This is a genomic window from Microbacterium sp. NPDC089320, assembly GCF_040684875.1.
Taxonomy (GTDB): Bacteria; Actinomycetota; Actinomycetes; order Actinomycetales; family Microbacteriaceae; genus Microbacterium.
In genome coordinates this window covers 13,399-40,134 of sequence record NZ_JBFBGY010000002.1, presented here as the reverse complement: position 1 = coordinate 40,134, position 26,736 = coordinate 13,399, and the positions used below count along the sequence as shown (strand labels likewise).

Here is a 26,736-nt window from a genome sequence, read left to right as displayed (position 1 = left end):
CCCCCGCGGTCGATGACCGCGGGGGCGTTCTCATCGGACGGGGTCAGACCGCCGCGAGCTCCAGCTGTCGGGTGCGGATCGAACGGTTGACGCCTGAGACGATCGCCTTGAGCGATGCCGTCGAGATGTCGCCGTCGATGCCGACGCCCCACAGTCGCTGGTCGCCGACCTGCAGCTCGACGTACGCCGCGGCCTGGGCGTCGCCGCCGGCGCTGAGAGCATGCTCGACGTAGTCGTAGAGGGTGATGTCGAAGCCCTGACCGCGGAGCACCTCGATGAACGCGGCGATCGGTCCGTTTCCGTTTCCGGCGACGGCGATCTGCTGGTCATCGTCGCGCAGTGTCACGTCCAGCACCACGTCGCCGGACATGTCGCTGCGCGTCTGCGTCGACAGCAGCTCGAACCGGCCCCACTTCGCCTCAGTGTCGGCGGCCGGCAGGTACTCGTCGGTGAAGATCGACCAGATCTGCTCGCTCGTGACCTCGCCGCCCTCGGCATCCGTCTTGGTCTGCACGACGCCGGAGAACTCGATCTGCAGCTTGCGCGGGAGGTCGATCGCGTGGTCCGCCTTGAGCAGGTAGGCGACTCCTCCCTTGCCGGACTGCGAGTTCACGCGGATCACGGCCTCGTAGGAACGGCCGAGGTCCTTCGGGTCGACGGGCAGGTACGGGACGGCCCACTCGATGTCGTCGACCGTGACGCCCTCGGCCTCGGCGCGGACAGCCATCGCCTCGAAGCCCTTCTTGATCGCATCCTGGTGCGATCCGCTGAACGCGGTGAAGACGAGGTCGCCCGCCCAGGGGGAACGCTCGGGAACCGGCAGCTGGTTGCAGTACTCGACCGTGCGCTTGACCTGGTCGATGTCGCTGAAGTCGATCTGCGGATCGATGCCCTGCGTTAAGAGGTTGATGCCCAGCGCCACGATGTCGACGTTGCCGGTGCGCTCACCGTTGCCGAACAGGCAGCCTTCGATGCGGTCGGCGCCGGCCATGTAGCCGAGTTCCGCTGCCGCGATCGCCGTGCCGCGGTCATTGTGCGGGTGCAGCGACAGGATCACGTTCTCGCGGTGCGCCAGGTTGCGACTCATCCACTCGATCGAGTCGGCGTAGACGTTCGGCGAAGCCATCTCGACGGTGGCCGGCAGGTTGATGATGACCTTGCGGTCAGGGGTGGGCTCGAAGATCTCGATCACCTGGTTGCAGACGTCGACGGCGAACTCGAGCTCGGTGCCCGTGTAGCTCTCGGGCGAGTACTCGTAGTAGACCTTCGTGTCGGGGATGGTCTTCTCGTACTGACGGCACAGGCGAGCACCCTCGAGCGCGATGTCGATGATGCCCTGCTTGTCGGTGCGGAAGACCACCTCGCGCTGCAGCACGCTCGTCGAGTTGTAGAGATGCACGATCGCCTGCTTCGCGCCGGCGATCGACTCGTAGGTGCGGGCGATCAGGTGCTCACGCGCCTGGGTCAGCACCTGGATGGTGACATCGTCCGGGATCAGGTTCTCTTCGATCAGCTGACGGACGAAGTCGAAATCGGTCTGGCTCGCCGAAGGGAATCCGACCTCGATCTCCTTGTAGCCCATGCTGACGAGGAGCTCGAACATGACGCGCTTGCGCTCGGGCGACATCGGATCGATGAGCGCCTGATTGCCGTCGCGGAGATCGACGGCGCACCACCGGGGTGCCTCGGTGATACGGGCGTCCGGCCAGGTGCGGTCCGGGAGGTTGACCGTGATCTGCTCGTGGTACGGCCGATACTTGTGGATCGGCATCGCAGACGGGCGCTGAGTGTTCTGCATGATGGGGCTTCTTCTCTTCGTCAGAAATGTGAACGGGCCAACACAAGCGCCGCGACGAGGAAGGCCCTAGCTTTAGGACTCGTCGCGGCAGCTAAGAAGAAGCAGACCGCCGAAAGGCATGCGGCCATGGTAGCAGGGATGGCGATCCGCGCCGACCGCCGTGAGACGATCGCGCGTCACGAGACACTGTCAGGCATGAGCACATCGCAGAGTCGCATGCTTCTCGCCGCAGTAGCCCTCGTCGGGATGTGCGGCCTCGCCGCCTGCTCGGCCGCGCCGGGCGCTGCACCCGCACCGACGAGCACGGCTGCTCCGACCGTGGATGGCGGTGATGTGTCCCCACCGGACGGACGGGTGATCGGCACCGGCACGGTGCTCGACGTCGCGGGCGAGCCTCAGCTCTGCCTCGGCGGCGTCGCCGAGTCGTATCCGCCGCAGTGCTCCGGCGTCCCCCTCGATCGCTGGACGTGGGACGGGGTCGACGGGAGCGAATCCAGCGGCGATACCACCTGGGGAACCTACGCCGTCTACGGCACGTTCGACGGTGAACGATTGACCGTCACCGACCCTCCGATCATGCTCGCTCTGTACGATCCCATCCGATCGGAGGATCCCACCGGCGGCGTCGAGGGCAAGAGCTCCCAAGAGGAGCTCGCGCGCGTGCAGGACGAGCTGTCCGCGTCAGCGGGACCCGAGGCGCTCCTCCTCTGGACCGAGCGCGGATATGTCTGGATGCAGGTCGTCTGGGACGACGGATCGCTGCAGAACGCGATGGACGCGAGATACGGCGACGGCGTCGTGGTCGTGACGTCCGCGCTGCGCGAGGTCGACTAGGCCGACGGGATCAGCGCGAGCTTCCCGCCAGGGTGCCCTTCCGCGAGAAGCGCGAGCGCTGCGGGAGCATCCCTCAACGCGAAGGTCCGCGCCACGGGAACGACGAGATCGCCGTTCTGGGCGAGAGCGATCAGTTCGCCGCGCACCTCGTCACGGAATCGGGCGCTGTCAGGCATCGAACCCGCGATCACCCGGATGCCGTCGGAGGCCGCCCTCCCCATCGCGGCGATCGTCACGATGCGCTGGCGGTCTGCGACCAGTTCGAGGGACACGTCCACGGCCTCGTCCGTGCCCACCGCGTCGAGGGCTGCCGCGACGCCCGCCTCCCCCGCGGCATCCCTGACCCGATCAGCCAACCCGGCTCCGTAGCGCACAGGAACTCCGCCGAATCGACGCACGACGTCGAATCGCTCGCTGCTCGAGGTGCCGATCACTCGGATTCCGCGCAGAGCGGCCTGCTGCAGCACGCTGACGCCGACCGCTCCGGAGGCACCGTGCAGCAGGATCGTCTCCCCCGGTGCGGCGCCGGTCACCCAGAGCATCTCCGCGGCCGTGGTGCCGGCCAGCAGCAGATTCGCGGCTTCCGGGTGCGTGAGGGCGGTCGGCTTCGCGAAGGCCTTCTCAGCGGGCACGGTCACCTCGGTCGCATATCCCCCGCGCACTCGGAAGGCGATGACCTCGTCGCCCACTCTCGCCTCCCCCGAGCCGATCCGCGTATCGGGTCCGATCGCGCTGATCGTTCCCGAGACCTCGTAGCCGATCGGCACCGGCAGCTGCGCGCCCGGACGAGGAGACGCGACGTGCTTGGCATCCGCGGGATTCACTCCGGCCGCCTCGACACGGATGGTCACCTCCCCGCGGCCGGGAGAAGACAGCTCGTGCTCGACGAACTCCCACGTCTCGGGGGCTCCCCACGTCGTCGCGATCCAGTGCCATGCGAGTGTCATATCGCGACCCTACCCCTGCAGGAGCGTGCTGCGGCCGCCGGTCAGAAGCCCAGGCGGCCGAGCTGCTTCGGGTCTCGCTGCCATTCCTTCGCGACCTTGACGTGCAGGCCGAGGAAGACCCGCGTGCCGAGAAGCTCTTCGATGCCGGTGCGTGCACGGCGTCCGACATCAGCGAGGCGCTTGCCTTTGTGTCCGATGATGATCGCCTTCTGGCTGTCGCGTTCCACGACGATGGACGCATGCACGTCGGTCAGGTCGGTACCCTCGCGCGGGGCGATGTCGTCGATCACGACCGCGATCGAGTGGGGAAGCTCGTCTCGGACCCCGTCGAGCGCCGCCTCGCGGATCATCTCGGCGATCCGATCCTCCTCCGACTCATCGGTCGTGACGCCCTCGCCGTACAGAGCCGGACCCTCGGGCATCAGCGCGAGCACCTCGTCGGCGAGCACCTCCAACTGGTCGTTCGTCAGGGCGGAGATCGGGATCACCGCGTCCCAGTCCTCCCGCAGCGCGTCGACCTCCATCAGCCGCTCGGTGATCTGGTCGCGGCTGGCCGCATCCGTCTTCGTGACGATGGCGATCTTCTTCGCGCGACGGTATCCGTCGAGCGACGTCGCGATGCGGCGGTCGCCGGGCCCGACCTTCTCGGTCGCGGGCACGCAGAATCCGATCACGTCGACGTCGCCGAGCACCTGTTCGACGAGGTCGTTCAGGCGTTCTCCCAGGAGCGTGCGCGGCTTGTGGATTCCGGGGGTGTCGACGATGACGAGCTGTCCCGCCGGGCGGTTCACGATCCCGCGGATCGCCCGCCGAGTCGTCTGCGGCTTCTCGCTCGTGATCGCGATCTTCTCGCCCACCAGCGCATTCGTGAGTGTGGACTTTCCGACGTTCGGCCGTCCCACGAACGTCACGAACCCGCTCCGTGTCTGCTCAGTCATCGTTTCCGTCCCTCTCGTCTGCGGCGTGTCCCGCCTCGTCCGCCGCCCGCTCCACGAAGACGGTCGCGATGCCGCGGCCTCGTCCTCGAGACGCGCCGCCGGTGAGGGTCAGCCCCTCGACCGTCGCCGTGGATCCCGGTTGCGGTACCTGACCGAGCGCCTTCCCCAGCAGACCGCCGATGGAATCGACGTCCTCATCCTCGAGTTCGAGGCCGAACAGATCGCCGACGTCCTCCAGCGAGAGTCGGGAGCTCACGCGATAGCGTCCGTCACCGAGCTCGACGACCTCTGCCGACACCTGATCGTACTCGTCGGAGATCTCGCCCACGAGTTCCTCGATGAGGTCCTCCAAGGTCACGAGGCCCGAAATGCCGCCGTGCTCGTCGATCACGAGGCACACATGCACGGCATCCCTCTTCATCTGCTGCAGCAGCGTCTCGGCGCGCATGGACTCCGGCACGAAGGTCGCGGGCCGGGAGATCGGACGGATGGATGCCGTGCGCCAGGCGTTCTCGTCGCGGAACGCGAACAGCACGAGGTCCTTCAGATACAGCACCCCCACGACGTCGTCCGCATCGTCGTCCACGACCGGCATGCGGGACACACCGCGCTGCAGGAACAGCGTCATGGCCTCGCTCGTCGTCGCCGTCGCGTCGACCGTCACCATCTCGGTGCGCGGCACCATCACGGCACGCACGAACTGGTCGGTGAAGTCGAACACGGAGTGGATGAGGTCGCGGTCGTCGGCCTCGATCAGATCGTTCGAGGCGGCTTCATCGACCATGCTCAGCAGCTGCTCCTCGGAGGTGAACGAACTGCGTCCACGCCCCGGCGTCACCCGATTGCCGAGCACCACGAGCCCCTGGGCCAGCGGCCCGAGGATGATGCGCAGTCCGCGGACGATGCGCGCGTTCACACGAAGCATGCCTTCGGCGTGGTGGCGGCCGAAGGAACGAGGGCTCGCTCCCACCAGCACGAAGCTGATCCCCGTCATCAGCACTGCGGCGGCGAGCATCGCCCACCAGATGTTGTCGAACAGGATGCTGAACGCGACGGTGACGAGCACCGCGGCCGCGGTCTCGGCGAGCACGCGGATGAAGGCGACGGCGTTGACGTGCGCGTCCGTGTCAGCGGCGATGCGCACCAGCTGAGGGCCGTTGCGTCCCTCAGCACCCATCTCCTCGATGTCCGAGCGGGACGTGACCGCGAAGGCGGCATCTATGGCAGCCATGAGGCCGCCGAACGCGACGAGCAGGACAGCGCCTGCGAGCAGGAGCGCCGCGGTCATCGTCGGCGTTCAGCCGCGGCGAAGCCGTGGATGAGCTCCTTCTGCAGCCCGAACATCTCGCGCTCCTCATCGGGCTCGGCGTGATCGAAGCCCAGGAGGTGCAGCAACCCGTGGGTGGTGAGCAGAATGAGTTCGTCCATCAGCGTGTGGCCGGCGGCCTGGGCCTGCGCCTCCGCTACCTGAGGGCACAGCACGATGTCTCCGAGCAGCCCGGGGGCGGTGGGTCGATCTTCCGTGCCGGGCCGCAGCTCGTCCATCGGAAAGCTGAGCACGTCCGTCGGACCGGGCTCGTCCATCCACTGCACGTGGAGTGCCTCCATGGCGCCTTCGTCCACGAGCACGATCGCGACCTCGGCATCCGGGCTGACATGCATCTGCGCGAGGTTGAAGTCGGTCAGGCGCTGCAGCACGGTCTCGTCGACGTCGATGGCCGACTCGTTGTTGATCTCGATCATGGCTGTGCTCGTTTCATCAGGAGAGGCCTCGTTTCGGCATCCGGTCTCGCGGTCCTGGTCTCTGTGCGCCGCGGCGTTCGGCGCGGTTGGCGAACTCCGCCGCCTGCTCGCGCTCGTAGCGCTGAGCCGTGCGCCGCTCGTCGTACTCGCTGTACGCGTCGACGATGCGCCCGACCAGGGAGTGGCGCACGACGTCGTCGCTCGTGAGCCGGGCGAAGTGGATGTCGTCGATGCCGTCGAGCACACGGGTGACGAGCCGGAGTCCGGAGGATCCCTGCGGGAGGTCGACCTGCGTGATGTCGCCGGTGACGACCATCTTCGACCCGAAGCCGAGGCGCGTCAGGAACATCTTCATCTGCTCGGGGGTGGTGTTCTGCGCCTCATCGAGGACCACGAAGGAGTCGTTCAGCGTGCGTCCGCGCATGTAGGCGAGCGGGGCGACCTCGATGGTCCCCGTCGCCATCAGACGAGGCACGATCTCGGGGTCCATCATCTCGTTCAGCGCGTCGTAGAGGGGGCGCAGGTACGGGTCGATCTTGTCGGTCAGCGTGCCGGGCAGGAAGCCGAGCCGCTCGCCGGCCTCGACCGCGGGGCGCGTGAGGATGATCCGGGTGACCTCTTTGCGCTGCAGGGCCTGGACGGCCTTGGCCATCGCGAGGTAGGTCTTTCCTGTTCCGGCAGGACCGATGCCGAAGACGATCGTGTTCTCCTCGATCGCGTCGACGTATTCCTTCTGCCCGAGGGTCTTCGGCCTGATGACCTTGCCCCTGGTCGACAGGATGGCTTCGCCGAGCACCTCGCTCGGGCGAGGTCCGCCGTCTCTGCGCAGCAGGCGCGCCGAACTCGTGACGTCGCTCGGCGCGAGGTCATGTCCGGCCTTCGTCATGGTCATCAGCTCGTCGACGAGTGTCTTCGCCTTCGCGACGGCGTCCGCCGATCCGGTGAGCGTGATCTCGTTGCCGCGCACGAGCACCTGGACATCGCGGTGCTCCTTCTCGAGCATCCGCAGCAGTCGATCCTGCGGACCGAGCAGCTGCACCATGGCGACACCGTCGGCGTAGATCTTCTCGACGGCGGTGTCGGATGCGTTCAGGTCGTTTTCGTCAGAAGCCAACGAGCTTGCTCTCCTCGATGTTGCCGAGCACATGGGCGTGCACGTGGAAGACGGACTGGGCGGCGCTCGCGCCGTTGTTGAAGATGAGGCGGTACTCGCCGTTCGCATGCTCGGAGGCGAGCTGCTTCGCCGCCGCGACGATCTCTGCGAGCAGTGCGGGATCGCCCTCGGCGAGCTCGGTGACGTCGCGGTAGTCCTCGGTCTTGGGGATCACGAGCGCGTGCAGCGGTGCCTGCGGGTTGATGTCACGGATAGCGAACACCCGTCCGGTGTCCAGCAGGATCTCCCCAGGGACGTCACCGTTCAGGATGCGCGTGAAGATCGAGGGTTCGGACATGCTCTCAGTCTACTGACCGCAGCGCTGCCGGGCCCGTAGTCCGATCACCAGCGACGGAGCGCGACCGACAGCACCGCGATCGCGGCGGGACCGGCCGTCGACGTACGCAGCACGGTGTCTCCGAGCAGCACGCGCTCGGCGCCGGCGTCGGACAGCTTCGTGAGCTCCTCGTCGGAGATGCCGCCCTCCGGTCCGACCACGAGCACGATGTCCCGTCCGTCCGGCTCGAGCTGCGACAACCGGGTGGGCGCCGTCGGGTCGAGGAGCAGCACCCGCTGCGACGCGGCGCGGGCTGCGAGGTCCGCGGTCGACGCGGGAGGCGCGACCACGGGCACCCACGCCCGGTGGGCCTGCTTGGCGGCCTCGCGGACGATGGTCGCCCACCGTTCACGCCCCTTGACCGCTTTGGGACCGTCCCACCGGGACACGCTGCGACCGGCCTGCCAGGGCACGATCTCGTCGACGCCGAGTTCGCATGCCGCCTGCACGGCGAGCTCGTCGCGATCGCCCTTGGCCAGAGCCTGCGCGAGCACGATGCGAGGGGTGGGCGCGGCTTCCACCGATCGCTCTGACACGCGGACATCGACGCGGGACGGCGACACGTCTTCCGCCACGCCGGACAGCCACACCCCCGAGCCGTCGCCGACGGTCACCGCCTCGCCCACGCGGAGCCGACGGACGACGGCGGCGTGCTTCGCTTCGGCGCCGGTGAGCGACACGAGGTCGCCGACGGCGGCATCCGAGGAGCTCTCGACGAGGAAGTGGAGTGCCATGAGCGTTCTCCGGATCAGTGGGAGCGGAAGCGGTCGCGGAGCTTCGAGAACAGCCCCTGTTGGAACTGCGCCAACTGCGGGCCCGGCGCCTTGGTCTTCTTCGCGAAGTCCTCGATGAGCGCGCGCTGTGCGGAGTCGAGCCTGGTCGGTGTGACCACCTGGACGCCGACGCGGAGGTCACCGCGCTGGTTGCCTCGGAGCGGCGTGATTCCGCGACCCTTGATCGTCAGGACGTCGCCCGACTGCACGCCCGAGCGGATCTCGAGATCGACCTCGCCGTCGAGACCCTGGATCGTGGTCTCGGTGCCGAGGATCGCATCCGGCATCGACACCTCGAGCGTCGCGAGCAGGTCGTCGCCGTCGCGACTGAACGAGGGGTGCGGGTTCACGGTGACCTCGACGTACAGGTCGCCGTTCGGGCCGCCCGCCCTGCCGACCTCGCCGGACCCGGGAAGCTGGAGGCGCAGACCGGTCTCGACGCCCGCGGGGATGTCGAGCGAGACGGTGCGACGCGAGCGCACTCGCCCCTGCCCGCCGCACGTGCCGCACGGGTACGGGATGGTCGTGCCGTAGCCCTCGCAGGTGCCGCAGGGCTGCGACGTCACGACGTTGCCGAGCAGGCTCCGCACCTGCCGCTGCACGTGACCGGTGCCGCCGCAGATGTCACAGGTCACGGGCGAGGTGCCCTCCTGGCAGCACGAGCCGTTGCAGGTCTCGCACAGCACGGCGGTGTCGACCTCGATGTCCCGGTGCGCACCGAAGACCACGTCTCCGAGGTCGAGGGTGACTCGCACCAGCGCATCCTGTCCGCGCTCGCGCCGTGACCGCGGACGCGCGCTCCTGCCGCCGCCCTGGCCTGCGCCGAAGAAGGTCTCGAAGATGTCGCCGAAGCCTCCGAAGCCCTGGAAGTTGCCGGCTGCTCCGTCTCCGCCGCCCATGTCGTAGCGACGGCGGGAGTCGTCGTCGCTCAGCACGTCGTACGCGTGCGTGACGAGCTTGAACTGCTCGGCGGCATCGTCACCCGGATTGACGTCGGGGTGGAGCTGACGAGCGAGGCGACGGTACGCCTTCTTGATCTCGTCGGTGGAGGCGTCGCGAGAGACGCCGAGTACCTCGTAGTGGTCTGCCACAATGGCCCTTCTGCGTGTGCTGTTCTCTGGACGGCCGCGTCAGCGGGCCGCCTCGTCTTCGTCGAGCATCCGAGACAGGTAGCGGGCCACGGCCCGCGCTGCCGCGAGATTGCTCGGGTAGTCCATGCGCGTCGGCCCCATCACGCCGACCCGCGCCGTGCCGCTGGGCGCGGCGTAGTTGCTGGCGACGATCGATGCCTCGCCGAGGCCGAAGGACGCGTTCTCGGTGCCGATGCTGGCGGCGAGACCATGGGAGTCCGCCTCCATCTCGCTCATCAACCGCAGAAGCGTCACCTGCTCCTCGATCGCCTCGAGAAGAGGATGGATGCTGCCCCGGAAGTCCTGCTCGCGTCGAGCCAGAGTCGCGGCTCCGGCCATCACCAGGCGCTCCTGACGGAAGGTGCCGAGCTCGTCGATCACGACCGTCGCCAGAGCGCGCAGAACGACGTCGTGGCTGTGCGCATCGTCTGCCAGCAGCGCCTGCAGCCGCTCAGCCGCATCGCTCACCGCCCGCCCCGTGATCAGCGCGGAGAGGCGCGCCCGCAGCAGCGCCATGTCGGCCTCATCGACCTCGACCGGCAGAGGAGCGATGCGCTGCGAGACGCCGCCCGCGTCGGTGACCAGCACGATGAGCAGACGGTTGGGCGCCAGCGCCACGAGCTCGAGGTGCGTCAGGTTGGCGCGTGCGAAGGACGGATACTGAGCGAGTGCCACCTGTCCCGTGAGCTGGGTCAGCACCCGGACGGTGCGCACCATCAGGTCGTCGAGGTCGGAGGGAGCGGTGAGGAAGGACTCGATGGCCGTGCGCTGGGCGACCGACAGTGGCCGAAGCTGGGCGAGATGGTCGACGAACACGCGATAGCCCTTGTCGGTGGGGACGCGACCGGATGAGGTGTGCGGAGCGGCGATCAGCTCTTCGTCTTCGAGCAGCGCCATGTCGTTGCGGATCGTCGCCGCGGACACGCCGAAGGAATAGCGGTCGACGATCGATCGGCTGCCGACGGGTTCGTGAGTCTCGACGTAGTCCTGCACGATCGCGCGGAGAACCTGGAGGCCTCTTTCGCTGACCATCGCAACTCCCTCCCTCTTGGCACTCACTGGCTACGAGTGCCAATTCTACCCGCCGACGCGGACGACGCGCTGATGCCGCACGGCGAGGAGCCCGGTGGTGGCCGATCAGTCCGTCAGCTCGCGCACGACGGCGTCGGCGAGGAGGCGTCCGCGCAGTGTGAGCTGCACACGTCCGCGCACCGCGGCGGTCGGGTCGACCAGGCCGTCAGCGATCAGACCCGCCACGCGCTGTCTCTTGTCGGCGGCGAGGTCGTCGACGGCGATGCCCTCGCGGATGCGGCTGAGCAGCAGGATGCGCTCGAGCATGGTCGACTGGGCGTCGGGCCTCTCCGTGCCGGCGGCAGGCGACTCGGACGCGACGAGGCGCTGCGCGTAGGCGGCCGGGTGCTTGACGTTCCACCACCGCAGACCCGAGACATGGCTGTGCGCACCGGGGCCGAAACCCCACCAGTCATTCCCCCGCCAGTAGGCGAGGTTGTGTCGCGAGCGCTGCTCCGGGCCGCGCGACCAGTTGCTGATCTCGTACCAGTCGAATCCCGCTGCAGCGAGACGCGCGTCCGCCAGCTCGTACATGTCGGCCTGCAGGTCGTCGTCCGGCGCCGGGACCTCGCCTCGGCGGATCTGCCGCGCGAGCTTCGTGCCGTCCTCGATGATCAGGGCGTAGGCCGAGACGTGGTCGGATTCGAGAGCGAGCGCCGCATCGAGCGACGCCTCCCAATCAGCCAGCGATTCGCCCGGTGCTCCGTAGATGAGGTCCACGCTGACCGCGAGGCCGGCGTCCTTCGCGGCAGCGACGGCCGTCGTCACGTTCTCGGGTCGGTGAGTGCGGTCGAGCGCCGCGAGCACATGCGGGACTGCAGACTGCATGCCTATCGACAGCCGCGTGACACCGGCATCCGCAAGGGTCCGGGCGACCTCGGGCGTGACCGTGTCGGGGTTGGCCTCGACCGTGATCTCGGCACCGTCGACGAGACCGAACGCATCGATCGCGGCATCCAGCATCCGGGCCAGGTCGCCGGCCGGCAGCAGCGTCGGCGTGCCGCCGCCGAAGAACACGGTGTCCATCGGTCGCAGCGCACCCGCGTCTGCGAGCACCCGCCTGGCGAGGTCGATCTCTGTGAGGAGCGTCGAGGCGTAGTCCTCCTGCTTCGCGCCGCGGAGCTCTCCGGAGGTGTAGGTGTTGAAGTCGCAGTAGCCGCAGCGCACACGACAGAAGGGGACGTGCAGATATGCCGAGAAGGGCACGGCGGGGTCGATCGACAGATCCGAAGGCAGACGACCGTCTGCCGGTGCCGGATCGCCGAGGGGAAGGGGACCTGCCATCAGAGAGACGCGGACATCAGACCGGCGTCGCGTACAGCGGCGAGATCGCACGAAGGTACCGCGCGAACAGCTCCCGGCGACGGCGCTTCACGAGCGGCGGGACGACCCGGTAGAGCAGGGAGTTCGGCGCGTCGAACGCACGCACCGAGAACCACACCTCGTCGTTGTCCTCACGCCAGTCGATGTCGAAGGACTCCTCGCCACGCACCACCGAGCCTCCGACGGTGCCCAGCACGAATCCGATCCGGCGCTTCTCCTCGGTCACGGAGATCACGCGCAGCTCGGCATCCGCCCGCATCCCGGCGACACGCCCGTGCAGACGCAGCGTCATGCCCGGGCCGGCGAAGGGCGTTCCCTCTGCGTCGAAGCGCTGCTCGACGTCGTTCTTGCTCGGGGCGATCGGGGTGCCCTCGGCGTCGAAGCTGACACCGGCGTAGGCGGGACCGGGCGCAGGACGCACGTCCTCGATGCTGAGTCCTGCCGCGCGCTGCGCGGTCCAGGTGAGCAGCGCTTCGCCTGCGGACTGGAAGCGGTCGTGACCGCTGCCGATCCGCCACGAGTTCTCCGCCGGGATGCTGCGCTCCGGCGGGTACTGCATCAGATCGGGCGCGTGGGTAGCCCCCACGGCCGCATAGTCCACCGTGTCGTCTCGGAAAGTCCCGCGCCGCATGATTTCCAGCCTACTTCCCGTTTCCTGGACGGCCACCCTGACGGATGGCTACTTCTTGTCCTTGCCCTCGACGTCGCCCGAGAGTGCCGCGATGAACGCCTCCTGCGGCACCTCCACGCGGCCCACCATCTTCATGCGCTTCTTGCCCTCTTTCTGCTTCTCGAGGAGCTTGCGCTTGCGGCTGATGTCACCGCCGTAGCACTTGGCGAGAACGTCCTTGCGCAGCGCCCTGATCGTCTCGCGGGCGATGATCCTGGCGCCGATGGCGGCCTGGATCGGCACCTCGAAGTTCTGCCGAGGGATGAGCTTGCGCAGTCGCTCGGTCATGAGCGTTCCGTAGGCGTAGGCCTTGTCTCGGTGCACGATCGAGCTGAACGCGTCGACCTTGTCTCCCTGCAGCAGGATGTCGACCTTCACGAGGTCCGCTTCCTGCTGGCCGGCCGGCTCGTAGTCGAGTGACGCGTAGCCCTGCGTCTTCGACTTGAGCTGATCGAAGAAGTCGAACACGATCTCGCCGAGCGGCATCATGTAGCGCAGCTCGACGCGCTCCTCCGAGAAGTACTCCATGCCGAGCAGCGTTCCGCGACGCGACTGGCAGAGCTCCATCACGGTGCCCACGTAGTCCTTCGGCAGCAGGATGGCCGTCTTCACCATGGGCTCCGAGACCGAGCCGATGCGGCCGTCCGGGTACTCGCTGGGGTTGGTGACCGTGACGGTCTCACCGGTGTCGCTGGTGAGGACCTCGTAGATCACGCTCGGTGCGGTGGTGATGAGGTCGAGACCGAACTCGCGCTCGAGGCGCTCGGTGATGATCTCGAGGTGCAGGAGCCCGAGGAAGCCGCAGCGGAATCCGAAGCCGAGCGCGACGGAGGTCTCGGGCTCGTACTGCAGCGACGCGTCCGACAGCTTGAGCTTGTCGAGAGCCTCACGGAGCTCGGCGTAATCGCTGCCGTCGATCGGATAGATGCCGGAGAAGACCATCGGCTTCGGGTCGGTGTAGCCCGCCAGCGCCTCGGCCGCGGGCTTGCGAGCCGCCGTGATCGTGTCACCGACCTTCGACAGGCGCACATCCTTCACGCCGGTGATGAGGTAGCCGACCTCACCGACACCGAGTCCGTTCGTCGGGATGGGCTCCGGGCTCGACACGCCGATCTCGAGCGCATCGTGGGTGGCGCCGGTCGACATCATCTGGATGCGCTCGCGCGGCGAGAGGCTGCCGTCGACCATTCGGACGTAGGTGACGACCCCGCGGTAGGCGTCGTAGACGGAGTCGAAGATCATCGCGCGGGCCGGGGCGTCGGCGTCGCCGACCGGCGCGGGGATCTCCTTGACCAGGCGGTCGAGCAGCTCTTCGACGCCGACGCCGGTCTTGCCCGAGACGCGCAGCACGTCCTCCGGCTTGCCGCCGATGAGGGATGCGAGTTCCTTGGCGTACTTCTCCGGATCAGCGGCCGGCAGGTCGATCTTGTTCAGCACCGGGATGATGTGCAGGTCGTTCTCGAGCGCCAGGTACAGGTTCGCCAGTGTCTGGGCCTCGATGCCCTGGGCTGCGTCGACGAGCAGGATCGCCCCCTCGCAGGCGGCGAGAGAGCGCGACACCTCATAGGTGAAGTCGACGTGACCGGGCGTGTCGATCATGTTGAGAGCGAAGGTCTCCCCCTCGATCTCCCACGGCATCCGCACGGCCTGGCTCTTGATGGTGATGCCGCGCTCGCGCTCGATGTCCATGCGGTCGAGATACTGCGCGCGCATGTCACGGTCCGAGACCACGCCGGTGATCTGGAGCATGCGGTCGGCGAGGGTCGACTTGCCGTGGTCGATGTGCGCGATGATGCAGAAGTTGCGGATCTGCGCCGAAGGCGTCGCGGCAGGCTGGAGCGGAGTGAGGGCGCGTGGTGACATGTCCCGTCGATTCTACGGTGAGGCGAGACTTATGCTCACTTCGCCCGATCCGGTGATATTCTGCCGAGGTTGCCCGGGAGCCATCCGTGACACCGGATCCCGTGAGCGATAAGACTCCGTCACAGACCAAGTGCAGGCGTCGTGTCGCGCAGATCGGCTGATGGTGATTGACTGTCTTCCCGGCTCAGCGTTGCGTCGGCGGATCCCGCGCGCGTCTGTAAAAGAGAAAGACTCAACACCTTGATCAAGTATCTGTTGCGCCGCCTGCTGGGATGGGTGCTGATGATCGTCATCGCGACGAACATCACGTACTTCCTCGCGTGGCTGTATCTCGATCCCGAGAACAACTACGTCGGGCGCCGGCCTCCGCTCTCGCCCGAGCAGATCGACAATCTCCTCCGCCCCCGCAACCTGAGCGAGTCCGTACCGCTCATCGAGCGCTGGTGGACCTGGTTCTCCAACATCCTCTTCCACTGGAACTGGGGTCTCAGCCCGACGGGCGAATCCGTCAACGAGCAGGTCGCGTACCGGATGTGGGTCAGTGCGGAGCTGGTCCTGGGCGCGACCATCATCACGACGATCCTCGGCATCGCGCTCGGTGTGTACACCGCATCGCGACAGTACAAGCTCGCCGACCGCATCGGACAGGGCACCAGCATCATCACGATGAACATCCCGACGGTCGTCGCGGGCTTCGCCCTCGTCCTTCTCGCCATCAACTTCAACAACGCCGTCGGCACGACTGTCTTCTACGTGACGGGATCGTCCAGTCAGGGGGTCGAGGGCTTCTTCCCCGTCCTCATAGATGTGCTGCAACACCTGACGCTCCCCACATTGGCCCTCGTGCTCACGGGCTACGCGTCGATCCACTTCCTGCAGCGCTCTCTGCTGCTCGACAACATCAAGGCCGACTATGTGCGCACCGCACGGGCGAAGGGTCTGACCAAGCAGCAGGCGATCCGCAAGCACGCGCTTCGCACCTCGCTCATCCCCGTCACGACGCAGGTCGCGTTCACGATCCCCGCTGTCTTCACCGGCGCCGTGCTGACCGAGACGATCTTCAACTGGAACGGAATGGGTCGCTACTTCATCCAGACCCTCAACAACAACGACATTCACGGCGTCGTCGCGGTCGCGGCGTTCGGCGCCCTGATGACGGCGATCGGGGCGATCCTCGCGGACGTCGCGGTCGTGGTCCTCGATCCGAGAGTGCGGGTGAGCTGATGTCCCTGGAAGCCATCGGGGTCTCCCCCGAGATCGCCGAGCCCGAGCAGCCCAAGAGCCGCAAGCGGACCTCGATGCTGACGCTCTACACGCGTCGTTTCATGCGCAACCGCGGGGCGCTGCTCGGCATCGTCGTCCTGGTGCTGCTGGTGCTCTTCGCGATCGTCGGTCCGCTGATCTCGCCGTATTCGCACACCGACCTGGACTTCCTGGCCCTCCGTCAGCCGCCGTCGGCCGAGCACTGGTTCGGCACCAACGGTTCGGGCAACGACAACTTCGCGCAGGTCGCCGTCGGACTGCAGCGCTCGATGATGATCGCCGCGCTCGTGGCGGTCGGCACCACCGTCGTGTCGGCGCTCGTCGGCGCCACCTCCGCCTACTTCCGCGGCCGGTACGAGCGGGTCATGCTCGCCATCATCCACTTCATGATGGTGGTCCCGAACTTCCTGATCCTCGCGATGATCTCGAACGACGCCGGCGGAAACTGGCTCGTCATCTCCCTGGTCATGATCTTCGTCGTCGGCTGGTTCTTCCCCGCGCGCATCATCTGGACGCTGTCGCTCTCGATCCGCGAGCGCGAGTACGTCCACGCGGCCCGCTACGCGGGCCTCTCCGGCATGCGCATCGTCGTCAGGCACATGCTGCCGAACATCGGCTCGCTGCTCGTGATCAACTTCACGCTCGGCGTCGTGTCTGCGGTGCTCACCGAGACCGCGCTCTCGTTCCTCGGATTCGGCGTGAAGCTGCCCGACGTGTCGCTCGGCGCCCTGATCGGCTACGGCTCGAGCACGCTCGTCAGCGCTCCGTGGCTGTTCTACTTCCCCGCGGCGGCGCTGACGCTGCTGACCGTCTCGATGGCGCTCATCGCCGACGGTCTGCGCGACGCCCTCGATCCGACCTCGGCGGCTGGAGGTCGCGCATGAGTACTGTCCTGTCCGTCCGCGACCTCAAGGTGAGCTTCCCGTCCGAGGCGGGTCGGGTGGATGCCGTCCGCGGCGTCTCGTTCGACCTCGAAGAGGGCAAGACCCTCGGCATCGTCGGCGAGTCCGGCTCGGGCAAGTCGGTCACGTCGCTCGCGATCATGGGCCTGCTCGATGAGAACGCCAAGGTCACCGGCTCCATCGTCTATGACGGTCAGGAGCTGCTCGGCAAGTCCGACAAGCAGCTCTCGGTGATCCGCGGCAACGGCATGGCGATGGTCTTCCAAGACCCGCTCACCTCGCTCACGCCCGTGTTCACGATCGGCGACCAGCTCATCGAGGCGCTCACCGTGCACCGCAAGCTGTCGAGGAAGGATGCCTGGGATCGCTCCGTCGAGCTGCTGAACCTCGTCGGCATCCCCGAGGCGGAGCGTCGCATGAAGGCGTTCCCGCACGAGTTCTCGGGCGGCATGCGTCAGCGCGTCGTGATCGCGATCGCCATGGCGAACAACCCGAAGCTGATCATCGCCGACGAGCCGACGACCGCGCTCGACGTCACCATCCAGGCGCAGATCCTCGAGCTCATGGAGAAGGCTCAGCAGGAGACCGGCGCCGCGATGATCATCATCACCCACGACATGGGCGTGGTCGCGAAGACCGCCGACGACGTGCTCGTGATGTATGCGGGCAAGCCCGTCGAGCACGCCCCCGTGCGCGAGCTCTTCTACCGCACGCGGATGCCGTACTCGATCGGTCTGCTCGGCGCGATCCCCCGCGTCGACAAGACCGAGAAGGTGCCGCTGATCCCGATCAAGGGCAACCCGCCCCTGCTCATCGATCTGCCGGATGCGTGCCCGTTCGCGGCCCGGTGTCCCATCGCCATCGACGCGTGTCGTGAGCGGGAGCCCGATCTGCTGCCGATCTCGACCGGCGGCCATTCCGACCACTCCGTCGCCTGCATCCGGGCGGACGACATCGATGACGACGGCAGGATCGGCGGCCTGCCGGTGTTCCCGATCCCGGTGATCCCCGAGAGCACCCTCGCGAAGGTTCCGCGTGAGGACCGCCCGATCACGCTCGAAGCGATCAACCTCAACAAGACGTTCCCTCTCATGAAGGGAGCCTTCTTCAAGCGCAAGGTCGGCGAGGTGCGAGCGGTCAAGGGGATCAGCTTCGACATCCGCCAGGGCGAGACGCTGGCGATCGTCGGCGAGTCGGGCAGCGGCAAGACCACGACCCTGCTGCAGATCATGGACCTGGTGGAGCAGGAGGACGGCGACATCAGGATCGGCGGCACGAGCGTCTCCGACATCAAGAATCGGGCGGAGGAGCGCCGGCTCCGGCGCGACCTCCAGATCGTGTTCCAGGATCCGATGGGGGCGCTCGACCCTCGCATGACGGTCTGGGACATCATCGCCGAGCCGATGTTCGCGATCGGCATGAGCAAGGACGACGTCTTCGACCGCGTCGAGGAGCTCATGGGGCTCGTCGGACTCGACCCTGCGCACAGCGATCGCTTCCCGCAGGCGTTCTCGGGCGGCCAGCGTCAGCGCATCGGCATCGCCCGGGCGCTGTCGACGAACCCGAAGATCGTCGTGCTCGACGAGCCGGTGTCCGCTCTCGACGTGTCGATCCAGGCCGGCGTGATCAACCTGCTCGACGAGCTGAAGGCCAAGCTCGGCCTGTCGTACCTGTTCGTCGCACACGACCTCGCCGTGGTGCGCCACATCGCCGACCGGGTGGCCGTCATGTACAAGGGCTCGTTCGTCGAGCACGGCGACGTCGATCAGGTGTTCGACGATCCGCAGCATCCGTACACCAAGGCACTGCTGTCGGCCATCCCGATTCCCGACCCCGACATCGAGCGCACGCGCGAGCGGATCATCCTGCCCGTCGAGGGATTCGACGCCGAGGCGGTCGCCGTCAGCTGAGGCGAATTCCGATGTGCACAGTCCGATAACGGTTCTGTGTCGCAGGGGTTTCGCCTCCGATATGCGGGGTTAGTCTGCCCCTATCCCAAGTAAGGCCGACAGGCACTAAGGAGTACCATGAAACGGCATCAGAAGCTGATGGGCATCGCTGCTCTCGGCGCCGCCTTCGCACTCGTCATGAGCGGGTGTGCACCGGCAGGCAACGGCGGCGGCGACAGCGGTGAAGGCGAAGCGCAGACGGTCGAGGGCGCGGACTACAACCCGCAGCCCCGCGAGAACCTCGCAGAGGGTGGCGAACTCCGCATCCCGATCTCGAACATCGCCGAGCAGCTGAACTACTTCCACAGCGACGGCGACGCTCGCGTCACCCAGGTCGGCACGTGGTTCCGCCCGCAGATCCTGCTCATGGATCCCGACGGCACGGTCAAGAAGAACGACGCCTACCTCGACGACTACTCCTTCGGTGTCGAAGACGGCAAGACCGTCCTGCACTTCAAGGTCAACGAGAAGGCGGTCTGGAACGACGGCACGCCGATCGACGTCACCGCGTTCAAGGCCACCTGGGAAGCCAACAACGGCGAGAACGAGGAATACCAGCCCAACGCCACCGACGGCTGGAAGGAGATCGAGTCCGTCGAGGCCGGCGAGAACGACCGCGATGTCATCGTCACCTTCAAGGGCGAGTTCGCCTGGCCCGAGATGGTCTACTCGCAGCTTCTGCACCCCGCGGTCAACACGCCTGAGCTCTTCAACACCGCGTTCCTGGGCGACTGGCACCCGGAGTGGGGCGCAGGCCCGTACACGATCGACAACTTCGACAAGACCGGCGGCGTCGTGACGCTCGTCCCCAACGAGAAGTGGTGGGGCAACGCTCCGCTGCTCGACAAGGTCTCCTTCATCCAGATGGAGCCGACCGCTGCGGTCAACGCTCTGCGCAACGGCGAGGTCGACATGGCCGAGACCGGCAGCGCCGAGCTGCTCGCACAGGTCGAGGGCCTCGAGGGCGTCAAGACCTACAAGGGTCAGGCGACCGCGAACGCGATCTTCACGCTGAACTCGAGCAACCCCGTGCTGGCAGACCTCGACGTCCGCAAGGCCGTCTTCGAGGCGATCAGCATCGAGCAGGTCAAGGACATCGTGTTCAACGGCCTCAACTACACGGAGCCGCCCGCAGGCTCGCTCACGCTGTTCTCGTTCCAGCCGGACTACGTCAACGCGCTGGAAGAGGCGGGACGCAAGGACGGCGACACCGAGGGCGCCAACAAGCTCCTCGATGAGGCCGGCTGGGTCCCCGGTGCCGACGGCATCCGCGAGAAGGACGGCGAGCGTCTGTCGCTCGTCTTCCCGGTCCACTCCGACACCGAGACCGCCCGCGCGCGTTCGCTCGCCGTGCAGGCTCAGCTGAAGGAGGTCGGCGTCGAGGTGACGATCGACACCCGTCCGTCCGCTGACTTCGCCGAGGACTACACCACGCAGAACGGTGACATCTTCTTCCTCAACTTCACGTCGTCCGACCCGTTCGGTGCCGCCTGGTTCTGCCAGCTGTACTGCTCGGACAGCGGCCTGAACCTGTCGGGCACCGGCACCGAGGAGATCGACAAGATGATCCACGAGGACCTCGAGACGATCTCCGACCCGGTCGAGCAGACCAAGAAGGCCATGGAGATGGAGTCCGAGATCTTCGCGAAGACCTGGGGCATCATCCCGGTCCTCAACGGCCCGGAGATCTGGACCGTCAAGGAAGGCCTCGCCAACCTCACGCCTGAGCCCTACGTGGGTCTCGACCTCTTCGGCATCACGCCCGTCGAGAACGTGGGATACGAGAAGTAAACCCTTCGGAGCCTGACTCGTCAGAGCTTCGCGGCGGGGTCGGTGGTTCATCCACCGGCCCCGCCTTTTCTCTATGCTGAACGCGTGAGCGTCCAGATCGTCTTCGTGCACGGCATCCGCACGTCCGCGACGATGTGGCGGTCGCAGCTCCTCTTCCTCGAAGAACAGGGCATCGGCGCGGTGGCTGTCGATCTTCCCGGGCACGGCGCTCGGATGGACGAGGACTTCACGTTGCACGAGGCTCTCCATACGATCGATGCCGCCGTGCGCGACGCCGCGACGCGAGGGCCCGTGCTGCTCGTCGGGCACTCGATGGGCGGCCTGCTGTCACTCGCCTACGTGGGAGGAGCGGAAGCCCCGAGGGTCGCCGGGCTCGTCGCCGCCTCGTGCACCTCACTCCCCCGAGGTGCCGGCCTCGCGGCCTACCGCGCCATCGCGCGCGCCGTCGATCGGCTGCCCGATCGAGGGATGTGGATCACGAAGCGCATCCTCGAGGCGACGATCCCCGAAGAGACGCGCTCGGACTTCGCCGCCGGCGGCTACGCGCTGGACACCCAGGACACAGCGCTGCGGACGCTCGCGACGCTCGACCTCGCGACAGCAGTCGCCCGCATCCGCGTGCCGCTGTGGTTCGTGAACGGCCAGTGGGATCAGCTGCGGGTGAACGAAGCACTCTTCCGACGGCTCGCACCGCACGCCGAGCTCATCGTCGTTCCGCGCACCACACACCTCGTCACGGCGATGCGTCCGCAGATCTTCAACGCCGTTCTGCGTCTGGCCGTCGCGACCGTCGAATCCGGGGCTACGACTGCGGCAGTGGATCCGGCGCCGGCTGCTTCGCCAGGGCCGTGAGCGCCCCGCCGACGAGCGACAGCACGGCGGCGGCCGCGAACACCAACCAGAATCCCCCGACGAGCGCGACGAGCCCCGCCCCGAGCACCGGACCGATCAGCTGGCCGAGGGCAGCCGTGACGTAGACGATGCCGAGGTCGCGAGCATGGTCGGACTCACCGGGAAGGAGATCGGCGGCGAAGGCGAGTCCGACCGTGGAGAACGCACCGTAGCCGAGCCCCATCAGCGCGGCAGCGACCATCGTCGCCTCGAAGGTCGGCACGACGGCGATCACGACGCCGGAGGCAGCCTGCACGAGGGTGGCGAGGATCGTGAGGGAGCGCCTGTTGCCGGTGCGGTCGGAGAGCACCCCGGTGAACACCGAGGCGAGCACCACGAACAGCGTGTAGACCACGATCAGCAGCAGCAGGTTGTCCTGCGCGACCGTCGTCTCCTGGTGCAGACCATGGAGCAGGAAGAAGAGGAACAGCGCGGTGCCGAGCGCATTGCCGATGTTGGTCACGAGCCGGCCCGACAGCATCCACGCGAAGTCCCGATCGCGCAGCGATGCCAGCAGATGACCGTCGCGCTGGGTCGGAGCCGCCTCGACGGCCGCGAGAGGGTCGGGCAGCAGGAGCGCCGCGCTGATGCCGACGATCGCGATGATGGCGGCGAGCAGCAGGTAGCCCTCGCGGATGCCGAGCCCGAGGAGCACCACGAGTCCGACGCCGAGCACGATGCCGACCGCCTGACTGGAGCCGACTGCGGCGGACGCCGCCCCGCGCTGGGTCACCGGGAGCTGGTCGGCGATCAGTGCGGTGAACGCCGCGGACGACACCGCGACGCCGATCGACACGCCGACCCACGCCCCGCCGACAGCCCACGGTCCCTCGCTGAATCCCGTGACGACCAGGAAGAGTGCTGTGACGAGCACGCCACCGATCGCCCACGGTCGGCGACGCCGACGCCCGATGCCCGCGCGATCGGACAGCGTCCCGGCCAGCGGGCCCGCGACGATCCCTGCGAGTCCGCCGATCCCGAGCACGAGCCCGGACGAGATGACGCCGGGGATCCAGTCCTCGTCCGACGTGTTCAGCTGCAACGGGAGGAGCAACTGCACCGGAGTGAGCTGCACGGTCCAGATCGCCAGCCAGGCGAGCGTAAACACGGTCATCCACCGCGGTCCGACCCTGCCGAGAGCGAACGCCGGTGAGCCGGATGGGAGGGAGGGGCTCATGGCGCTCCTTAACGTCGAGGTCGCGACGCGACTGTCGGGATACTGATGATTGTGCACCCGGGGGCACGGATGCCGCATCACCCACGAGGACACCGCCCTCGTTTAGGGTGAACCGCCCGGATGCTGGTAGAGTTGGTTCTTGGCTTGCGTGTGGGTTCTTCCCTCACGACCGCCGTGTGGAAGCCCTCTTCTTCTGCCGGCATTCCTAACAACTCCGTACAGAAAGCGTCCACACGTGGCAAACATCAAGTCGCAGATCAAGCGCAACAAGACCAACGAGAAGGCTCACGAGCGCAACAAGGCCGTGAAGAGCGAGCTCAAGACGCACATCCGCGCGACCCGCGCTGCTGTCGTCTCCGGTGACAAGGCTGCAGCCGAGGCTGCTCTGAAGGCCGCCTCCCGCAAGCTCGACAAGGCCGTCAGCAAGGGTGTCATCCACCAGAACCAGGCTGCGAACCGCAAGTCCTCCATCGCCAAGCAGGTCTCCGCTCTCTGAGCCGATTCCACGCCTGACGGTGTGACAAGAGCCCGTCCCGTTCGCGGGGCGGGCTCTTTCGCGTCTCCGCCACAGGCGCGCGACATCCTCGTGGGGGCGCGGTCAGCTGACCCGGGCGAGTGAGCGCCTCAGACGGCGCTCACTCGCCGAACGGCTGACGGGTGGCGATGACGGTGAGCATCCGCTCGAGCGCGAAGATCGGGTCGCGGGCGGCGCCCTTGACCTCGGCATCGGCGCGCGCTGTCGCCTGGATGGCCATGCCCAGCGAACGCTCGTTCCACCCGGCGAGGTCGCGCCGGGCCCGGTCGACCTGCCAGTCCTTCATGCCCAACCGCTGCGCGAGCTGACGGCTGGGTTCGCGATTTCCGGCGACGCGCGCCATCGTGCGCAGTTTCATGGCGAATGCCGCGACCATCGGCACGGGATCGGCGCCGGAGGCGAGCGCGTGGCGCAGGGCGACGAGGGCCTCTCCATAGCGTCCGGCGATCGCCGTGTCTGCCACGACGAACGCGGACACCTCGACCCGCCCACCGTAGTACCTGGTGACGACCTCTTCCGTCACGTCGCCCTCGACGTCGCCGATCAGCTGCTGACATGCCGCCGCGAGCTCGGTGAGGTCGTCGGCGAAGGCCGAGACCAGGGCACGCAGCGCAGGCGAGGCGATCCGCTTCTTCGCCGCAGAGAACTCCCCCGCGGCGAAGTCGACACGGTCACCGTCGCGCTTGATGGCCGGACACGGGATCTCGATGCCGTCACCCGTGCCGGCGCGCAGCGCATCGAGCAGCTTCTTGCCTCGGACACTGGCCCCGGTATGGCGGAGGATGACGGTTGCGCCCTCTTGAGGGTGGTCCAGGTAGGCCACGGCCTCCTGCAGGAAGGCGTCCGAACACTTCTCCACTCCGGAGACGCGCACCAGACGGGGTTCGCCGAACAACGAGGGCGACGTCAGCGACAGGAGTGTGCCGGGCGCGTAGTCGTCAGCGCGGACATCCGTGACCTCGAGCGCGGGGTCTTCCGTCCGCAGGTAGTCGCGGACGCCCGCGATCGCGCGCTCTGCGCAGACCTCCTCCGGACCGAATACGAGCACGACCGGCGCGGGGCGCGGATCGCGCCACGACACCTGCGGGACCTTGGCTGCCTTGGCTCCGCCGCGGGAGGGAGTACGAGAAGCGGCCATGCCTCCAGACTACCGGGGGCCGCCGACGTCGACCCCGACGTCAGGGCGGCTGTCTCTCGGTCCACAGCTCAAGCTCGTTCCCATCGAGGCCGACGAGCAGGCGACCCTGCAGGTCGGTGCGCAGCACTCGCGCACCCGCGGCATCGAGCGACGCCAGAGTCTCCGCCCGTGGATGGCCGTAGTCGTTGTCGGCGCCCACGCTGAACAGGGCGACGCTCGGGTGCAGATCCTGATACAGCGAGAACTCCTGATCGGCGCTCCCGTGGTGCGCGACCTTGACCACGGAGTAGCTGCCCCTGAGGTGCGCGGTGCGCTCCAGCATCCGCTGCGCCTCTGCAGACAGGTCGCCGAGGAACAGCGAGCGAGGGACTCCACCGCCGTGCACCTCCAGAACCACGCTCTGATCGTTGCCCGGTGGGAACGCCTGAGAGCCGCGCTGCGGCCACAGCACCTGCCACGACGCGGCCCCCAGTTCGCCCTTCATGCCTGCCGACGCGAGCCCGACCGTCGCGCCGCCGTCGGCGAGGTGCTGCAGCATCCGCTCGTCGCCGCTCTCCCCCGGCGGCCCGTGCAGCACCGTGCCGACTCTCCCCTGGACGGCCTCGACGCCGCCGACATGATCCAGATCGAAATGCGTGAGCACGAGCAGATCCACGCGCGCGACGCCGAGGCCGCGCAGACACGAGGCGAGGGGCTCCGGTTCGGGCCCGGTGTCGATCAGAGCGGTCGCGCCCATCGACCGCACGACCAGCGCGTCTCCCTGTCCGACATCGCACGCGGCGACGGACCATCCGTCGGGGGCGGTCGCACTCGCCAGCGGACCGCTGAGCACCAGATGCGCCCCGCCCACGGCGAGCACCACGGCCAGAACGACTACGGCGACGCCCCTGATGATCGGCACGGCGCGGCACCCACCCGCCAGAACCACTCCGATCGCCGCGCTCACGAGGCCGACCAGTGCGGCGCTCCCGAGGCCGGGGACCATGTCGATCTGAGCGAACGGCAACGCGGCGGTGACATCCGCGGTCTGCGCGATCCACGCGGCAGGCAACCACGCCGATGCCGTCAGAAGATCGGCGAGCACGGTGACCGGAGCGGCGAGGCAGGCGAGGAGGCCGATGACAGTGGCGATGGGCGCTGCGGGCGCTGCCAAGAGGTTCGCCACGAGTCCCACGAGCGACTGCTGATCCGCGAACAGAGCGATGACGGGTCCGCACACGAGCTGCGCCGCGGTCGGCACGGCGATCGCGAGGGCGAGAGACTGCGGCATCCATCGCGCGAGTCCGCGCGTGAGCGTCGGTGAGAGCAGGATCAGTGCTCCCGATGCGGCGACGGACAGCGCGAACCCGGCAGTGGAGGCGAGCCACGGGTCGACGATGAGGATGCCGCTCGCGCTGAGCGCCAGCATGCCCGCCCCGGCGCTGGGCCGCCCGAGGAGCAACGACAGCATCGCGACGCCGGCCATGACGGCCGCCCTGATCACGCTGGGTTCCGGCGTGACGAGCACGACGAATCCCGCGAGTGCGACGGCTGCCGCGGCAACCCGGATACCACGGCCGGCCCCGCACAGTGCCGTCAGCCAGAACACGGCCCCGACCACGATGGCGCAGTTCGCTCCGCTCACGGCGGTCAGATGGCTGAGGCCGCTCGTGCGCATGTCGTCGCTCAACTCGGTCGACACCGCGCGGGTGTCGCCGACCGCGAGTCCGGGAAGCAGGCCGGCGCCGGGCTCGGGAAGCAGCTGCGACCGCACGATGAAGGCGCTGCGCAGTCCGGCCGCGACCGCGAAGACCCCCGATGCCGGAGCCTCGACCGTCGAGGAGCTCGCGAACACGACGAGTGCCGACCGCTCCCCCGGTTCGGTCGCCGCGGCCTCGCCCGTGACACGCACGGTCGCTCCGAGATCGAACCCGTCAGCCGGGTCGATGCCGATCCGTACCGGTGCCGCTGCCGCCCGCACCTGGCCGGGCGACCCGATGCCCGTGAGCTGCACCTCCATCCACAGCCGCCCGTCGCGGCCGACCGACGCCGAGGAGGTGACCTCCCCAGTCGCCTCGACCACACGTCCGTCCCATGACGCCGCATTCTCGCGCGTCGGTGCCGCCGCGAGTGCCGTGATCGAGACCGCGGCGGTGGCGGCGAGCATCACCAGCACCACTCCGGCAACGGACGCCGAACGGGAGGAGCGCCGCAGCATCACCGCCAGCACCGCGACCGACCCCAACACGCCTGCGAGCGCGCACCACCCCGCCGCCGGAGGGACGAACACGCACACGAGAGCGATCAGCCACACACCGCCGACGATCGGCAGCAGACGCAGATCGCGCCTCATGCCCACGCGCCATCGGGCACACGATCCCTCGGGTCGCTGGTCGTCGTCAGCCGGTGCATCAGGACAACCTACGGACGCGCGCCCTCCCCCCTAGGACACCCGGCGCGCGGTGGGTGGACAACAGGCGCATGCCGATGTGTCGTGCAGGAACACCGCATGCCGCGCGGACGGTGAGATC

Annotated in this window: 23 protein-coding genes; 7 read left to right on the top strand and 16 right to left on the bottom strand. The window is 67.8% G+C overall.

What is annotated here, in order from left to right; all coding sequences use genetic code 11:
- Window positions 1–43: 43 nt before the first annotated feature.
- A complete protein-coding gene (gene leuA / locus AB0N61_RS04615) occupies window positions 44–1,798 on the bottom strand; it encodes a 2-isopropylmalate synthase (protein WP_363362095.1) in 1,755 nt (584 codons plus the stop codon).
- 195 nt (window positions 1,799–1,993) lie between these two features.
- Here leuA and AB0N61_RS04610 point away from each other — a divergent pair, with 195 nt between their 5' ends.
- Window positions 1,994–2,632, top strand: coding sequence for a hypothetical protein (locus AB0N61_RS04610; RefSeq protein ID WP_363362094.1), 639 nt, complete (start codon window positions 1,994–1,996; stop codon window positions 2,630–2,632).
- On the opposite strand, the gene AB0N61_RS04605 is transcribed toward AB0N61_RS04610, so the two are convergent.
- The 12 genes from AB0N61_RS04605 to lepA all read right to left on the bottom strand — a co-directional run bounded on the left by AB0N61_RS04605 (window position 2,629) and on the right by lepA (window position 14,580).
- A complete protein-coding gene (locus AB0N61_RS04605) occupies window positions 2,629–3,579 on the bottom strand; it encodes a zinc-binding dehydrogenase (RefSeq protein ID WP_363362092.1) in 951 nt (316 codons plus the stop codon). The two genes, AB0N61_RS04610 and AB0N61_RS04605, sit on opposite strands and share 4 nt — an antisense overlap.
- A 41-nt stretch (window positions 3,580–3,620) precedes the next feature.
- A complete protein-coding gene (era, locus tag AB0N61_RS04600) occupies window positions 3,621–4,517 on the bottom strand; it encodes a GTPase Era (RefSeq protein WP_167942728.1) in 897 nt (298 codons plus the stop codon).
- Complete coding sequence (locus AB0N61_RS04595; protein ID WP_167942727.1) at window positions 4,510–5,805, bottom strand: hemolysin family protein; 1,296 nt, start codon at window positions 5,803–5,805, stop codon at window positions 4,510–4,512. The genes era and AB0N61_RS04595 overlap by 8 nt, the downstream gene beginning before the upstream one ends.
- Window positions 5,802–6,260: an rRNA maturation RNase YbeY gene (gene ybeY / locus AB0N61_RS04590; protein ID WP_363362089.1), complete on the bottom strand. Its 459-nt coding sequence runs from the start codon at window positions 6,258–6,260 to the stop codon at window positions 5,802–5,804. Before ybeY ends, AB0N61_RS04595 begins: the two co-directional genes overlap by 4 nt.
- 16 nt (window positions 6,261–6,276) lie before the next feature.
- Window positions 6,277–7,302, bottom strand: coding sequence for a PhoH family protein (locus tag AB0N61_RS04585; protein WP_363363149.1), 1,026 nt, complete (start codon window positions 7,300–7,302; stop codon window positions 6,277–6,279).
- Window positions 7,303–7,363: 61 nt separating this feature from the next.
- Window positions 7,364–7,711 (bottom strand): HIT domain-containing protein, encoded by a 348-nt coding sequence (locus AB0N61_RS04580; RefSeq protein WP_167942724.1) that lies wholly within the window; start codon window positions 7,709–7,711, stop codon window positions 7,364–7,366.
- A 44-nt stretch (window positions 7,712–7,755) separates the two neighbouring features.
- Window positions 7,756–8,484 carry a 16S rRNA (uracil(1498)-N(3))-methyltransferase gene (locus tag AB0N61_RS04575; protein WP_167942723.1) on the bottom strand — a complete coding sequence of 243 codons (729 nt, stop codon included), beginning with the start codon at window positions 8,482–8,484 and terminating at the stop codon, window positions 7,756–7,758.
- Between the two features lie 14 nt (window positions 8,485–8,498).
- The gene (dnaJ, locus tag AB0N61_RS04570) at window positions 8,499–9,614 is read right to left on the bottom strand and encodes a molecular chaperone DnaJ (protein ID WP_167942722.1); all 1,116 of its coding nucleotides are present in this window, start codon (window positions 9,612–9,614) and stop codon (window positions 8,499–8,501) included.
- 39 nt (window positions 9,615–9,653) lie between these two features.
- Window positions 9,654–10,685, bottom strand: coding sequence for a heat-inducible transcriptional repressor HrcA (gene hrcA, locus AB0N61_RS04565; RefSeq protein WP_363362086.1), 1,032 nt, complete (start codon window positions 10,683–10,685; stop codon window positions 9,654–9,656).
- Between the two features lie 105 nt (window positions 10,686–10,790).
- Window positions 10,791–12,008, bottom strand: coding sequence for a radical SAM family heme chaperone HemW (hemW, locus tag AB0N61_RS04560; protein WP_363362084.1), 1,218 nt, complete (start codon window positions 12,006–12,008; stop codon window positions 10,791–10,793).
- A 16-nt stretch (window positions 12,009–12,024) separates the two neighbouring features.
- On the bottom strand, window positions 12,025–12,678 hold the full coding sequence (locus AB0N61_RS04555; RefSeq protein WP_053096528.1) for a DUF1990 family protein: 654 nt from the start codon (window positions 12,676–12,678) through the stop codon (window positions 12,025–12,027).
- A gap of 48 nt (window positions 12,679–12,726) precedes the next feature.
- On the bottom strand, window positions 12,727–14,580 hold the full coding sequence (gene lepA / locus AB0N61_RS04550; RefSeq protein ID WP_167942719.1) for a translation elongation factor 4: 1,854 nt from the start codon (window positions 14,578–14,580) through the stop codon (window positions 12,727–12,729).
- 240 nt (window positions 14,581–14,820) lie between these two features.
- Here lepA and AB0N61_RS04545 point away from each other — a divergent pair, with 240 nt between their 5' ends.
- The 5 genes from AB0N61_RS04545 (at window position 14,821) to AB0N61_RS04525 (ending at window position 21,337) form a co-directional block, all read left to right on the top strand.
- A complete protein-coding gene (locus tag AB0N61_RS04545) occupies window positions 14,821–15,804 on the top strand; it encodes an ABC transporter permease (protein ID WP_167942718.1) in 984 nt (327 codons plus the stop codon).
- Window positions 15,804–16,727, top strand: coding sequence for an ABC transporter permease subunit (locus tag AB0N61_RS04540; protein ID WP_185274835.1), 924 nt, complete (start codon window positions 15,804–15,806; stop codon window positions 16,725–16,727). Before AB0N61_RS04545 ends, AB0N61_RS04540 begins: the two co-directional genes overlap by 1 nt.
- On the top strand, window positions 16,724–18,655 hold the full coding sequence (locus tag AB0N61_RS04535; RefSeq protein WP_363362081.1) for an ABC transporter ATP-binding protein: 1,932 nt from the start codon (window positions 16,724–16,726) through the stop codon (window positions 18,653–18,655). Before AB0N61_RS04540 ends, AB0N61_RS04535 begins: the two co-directional genes overlap by 4 nt.
- Window positions 18,656–18,772: 117 nt before the next feature.
- The gene (locus tag AB0N61_RS04530; protein ID WP_167942716.1) at window positions 18,773–20,485 is read left to right on the top strand and encodes an ABC transporter family substrate-binding protein; all 1,713 of its coding nucleotides are present in this window, start codon (window positions 18,773–18,775) and stop codon (window positions 20,483–20,485) included.
- Between the two features lie 84 nt (window positions 20,486–20,569).
- Window positions 20,570–21,337: an alpha/beta fold hydrolase gene (locus AB0N61_RS04525; protein WP_363362080.1), complete on the top strand. Its 768-nt coding sequence runs from the start codon at window positions 20,570–20,572 to the stop codon at window positions 21,335–21,337.
- Here the strand turns inward: AB0N61_RS04525 and AB0N61_RS04520 are convergent.
- The gene (locus tag AB0N61_RS04520; protein ID WP_363362078.1) at window positions 21,288–22,553 is read right to left on the bottom strand and encodes an MFS transporter; all 1,266 of its coding nucleotides are present in this window, start codon (window positions 22,551–22,553) and stop codon (window positions 21,288–21,290) included. The genes AB0N61_RS04525 and AB0N61_RS04520 overlap by 50 nt on opposite strands.
- A gap of 235 nt (window positions 22,554–22,788) precedes the next feature.
- Between AB0N61_RS04520 and rpsT the strand changes: the two genes are divergently transcribed.
- The gene (rpsT, locus tag AB0N61_RS04515) at window positions 22,789–23,049 is read left to right on the top strand and encodes a 30S ribosomal protein S20 (protein WP_167942713.1); all 261 of its coding nucleotides are present in this window, start codon (window positions 22,789–22,791) and stop codon (window positions 23,047–23,049) included.
- A 139-nt stretch (window positions 23,050–23,188) separates the two neighbouring features.
- On the opposite strand, the gene holA is transcribed toward rpsT, so the two are convergent.
- Together holA and AB0N61_RS04505 are read right to left on the bottom strand one after the other, a co-directional pair.
- Window positions 23,189–24,226 (bottom strand): DNA polymerase III subunit delta, encoded by a 1,038-nt coding sequence (gene holA, locus AB0N61_RS04510; protein ID WP_363362076.1) that lies wholly within the window; start codon window positions 24,224–24,226, stop codon window positions 23,189–23,191.
- A gap of 40 nt (window positions 24,227–24,266) precedes the next feature.
- A complete protein-coding gene (locus AB0N61_RS04505; RefSeq protein ID WP_363362074.1) occupies window positions 24,267–26,558 on the bottom strand; it encodes a ComEC/Rec2 family competence protein in 2,292 nt (763 codons plus the stop codon).
- Window positions 26,559–26,736: the final 178 nt, after the last annotated feature.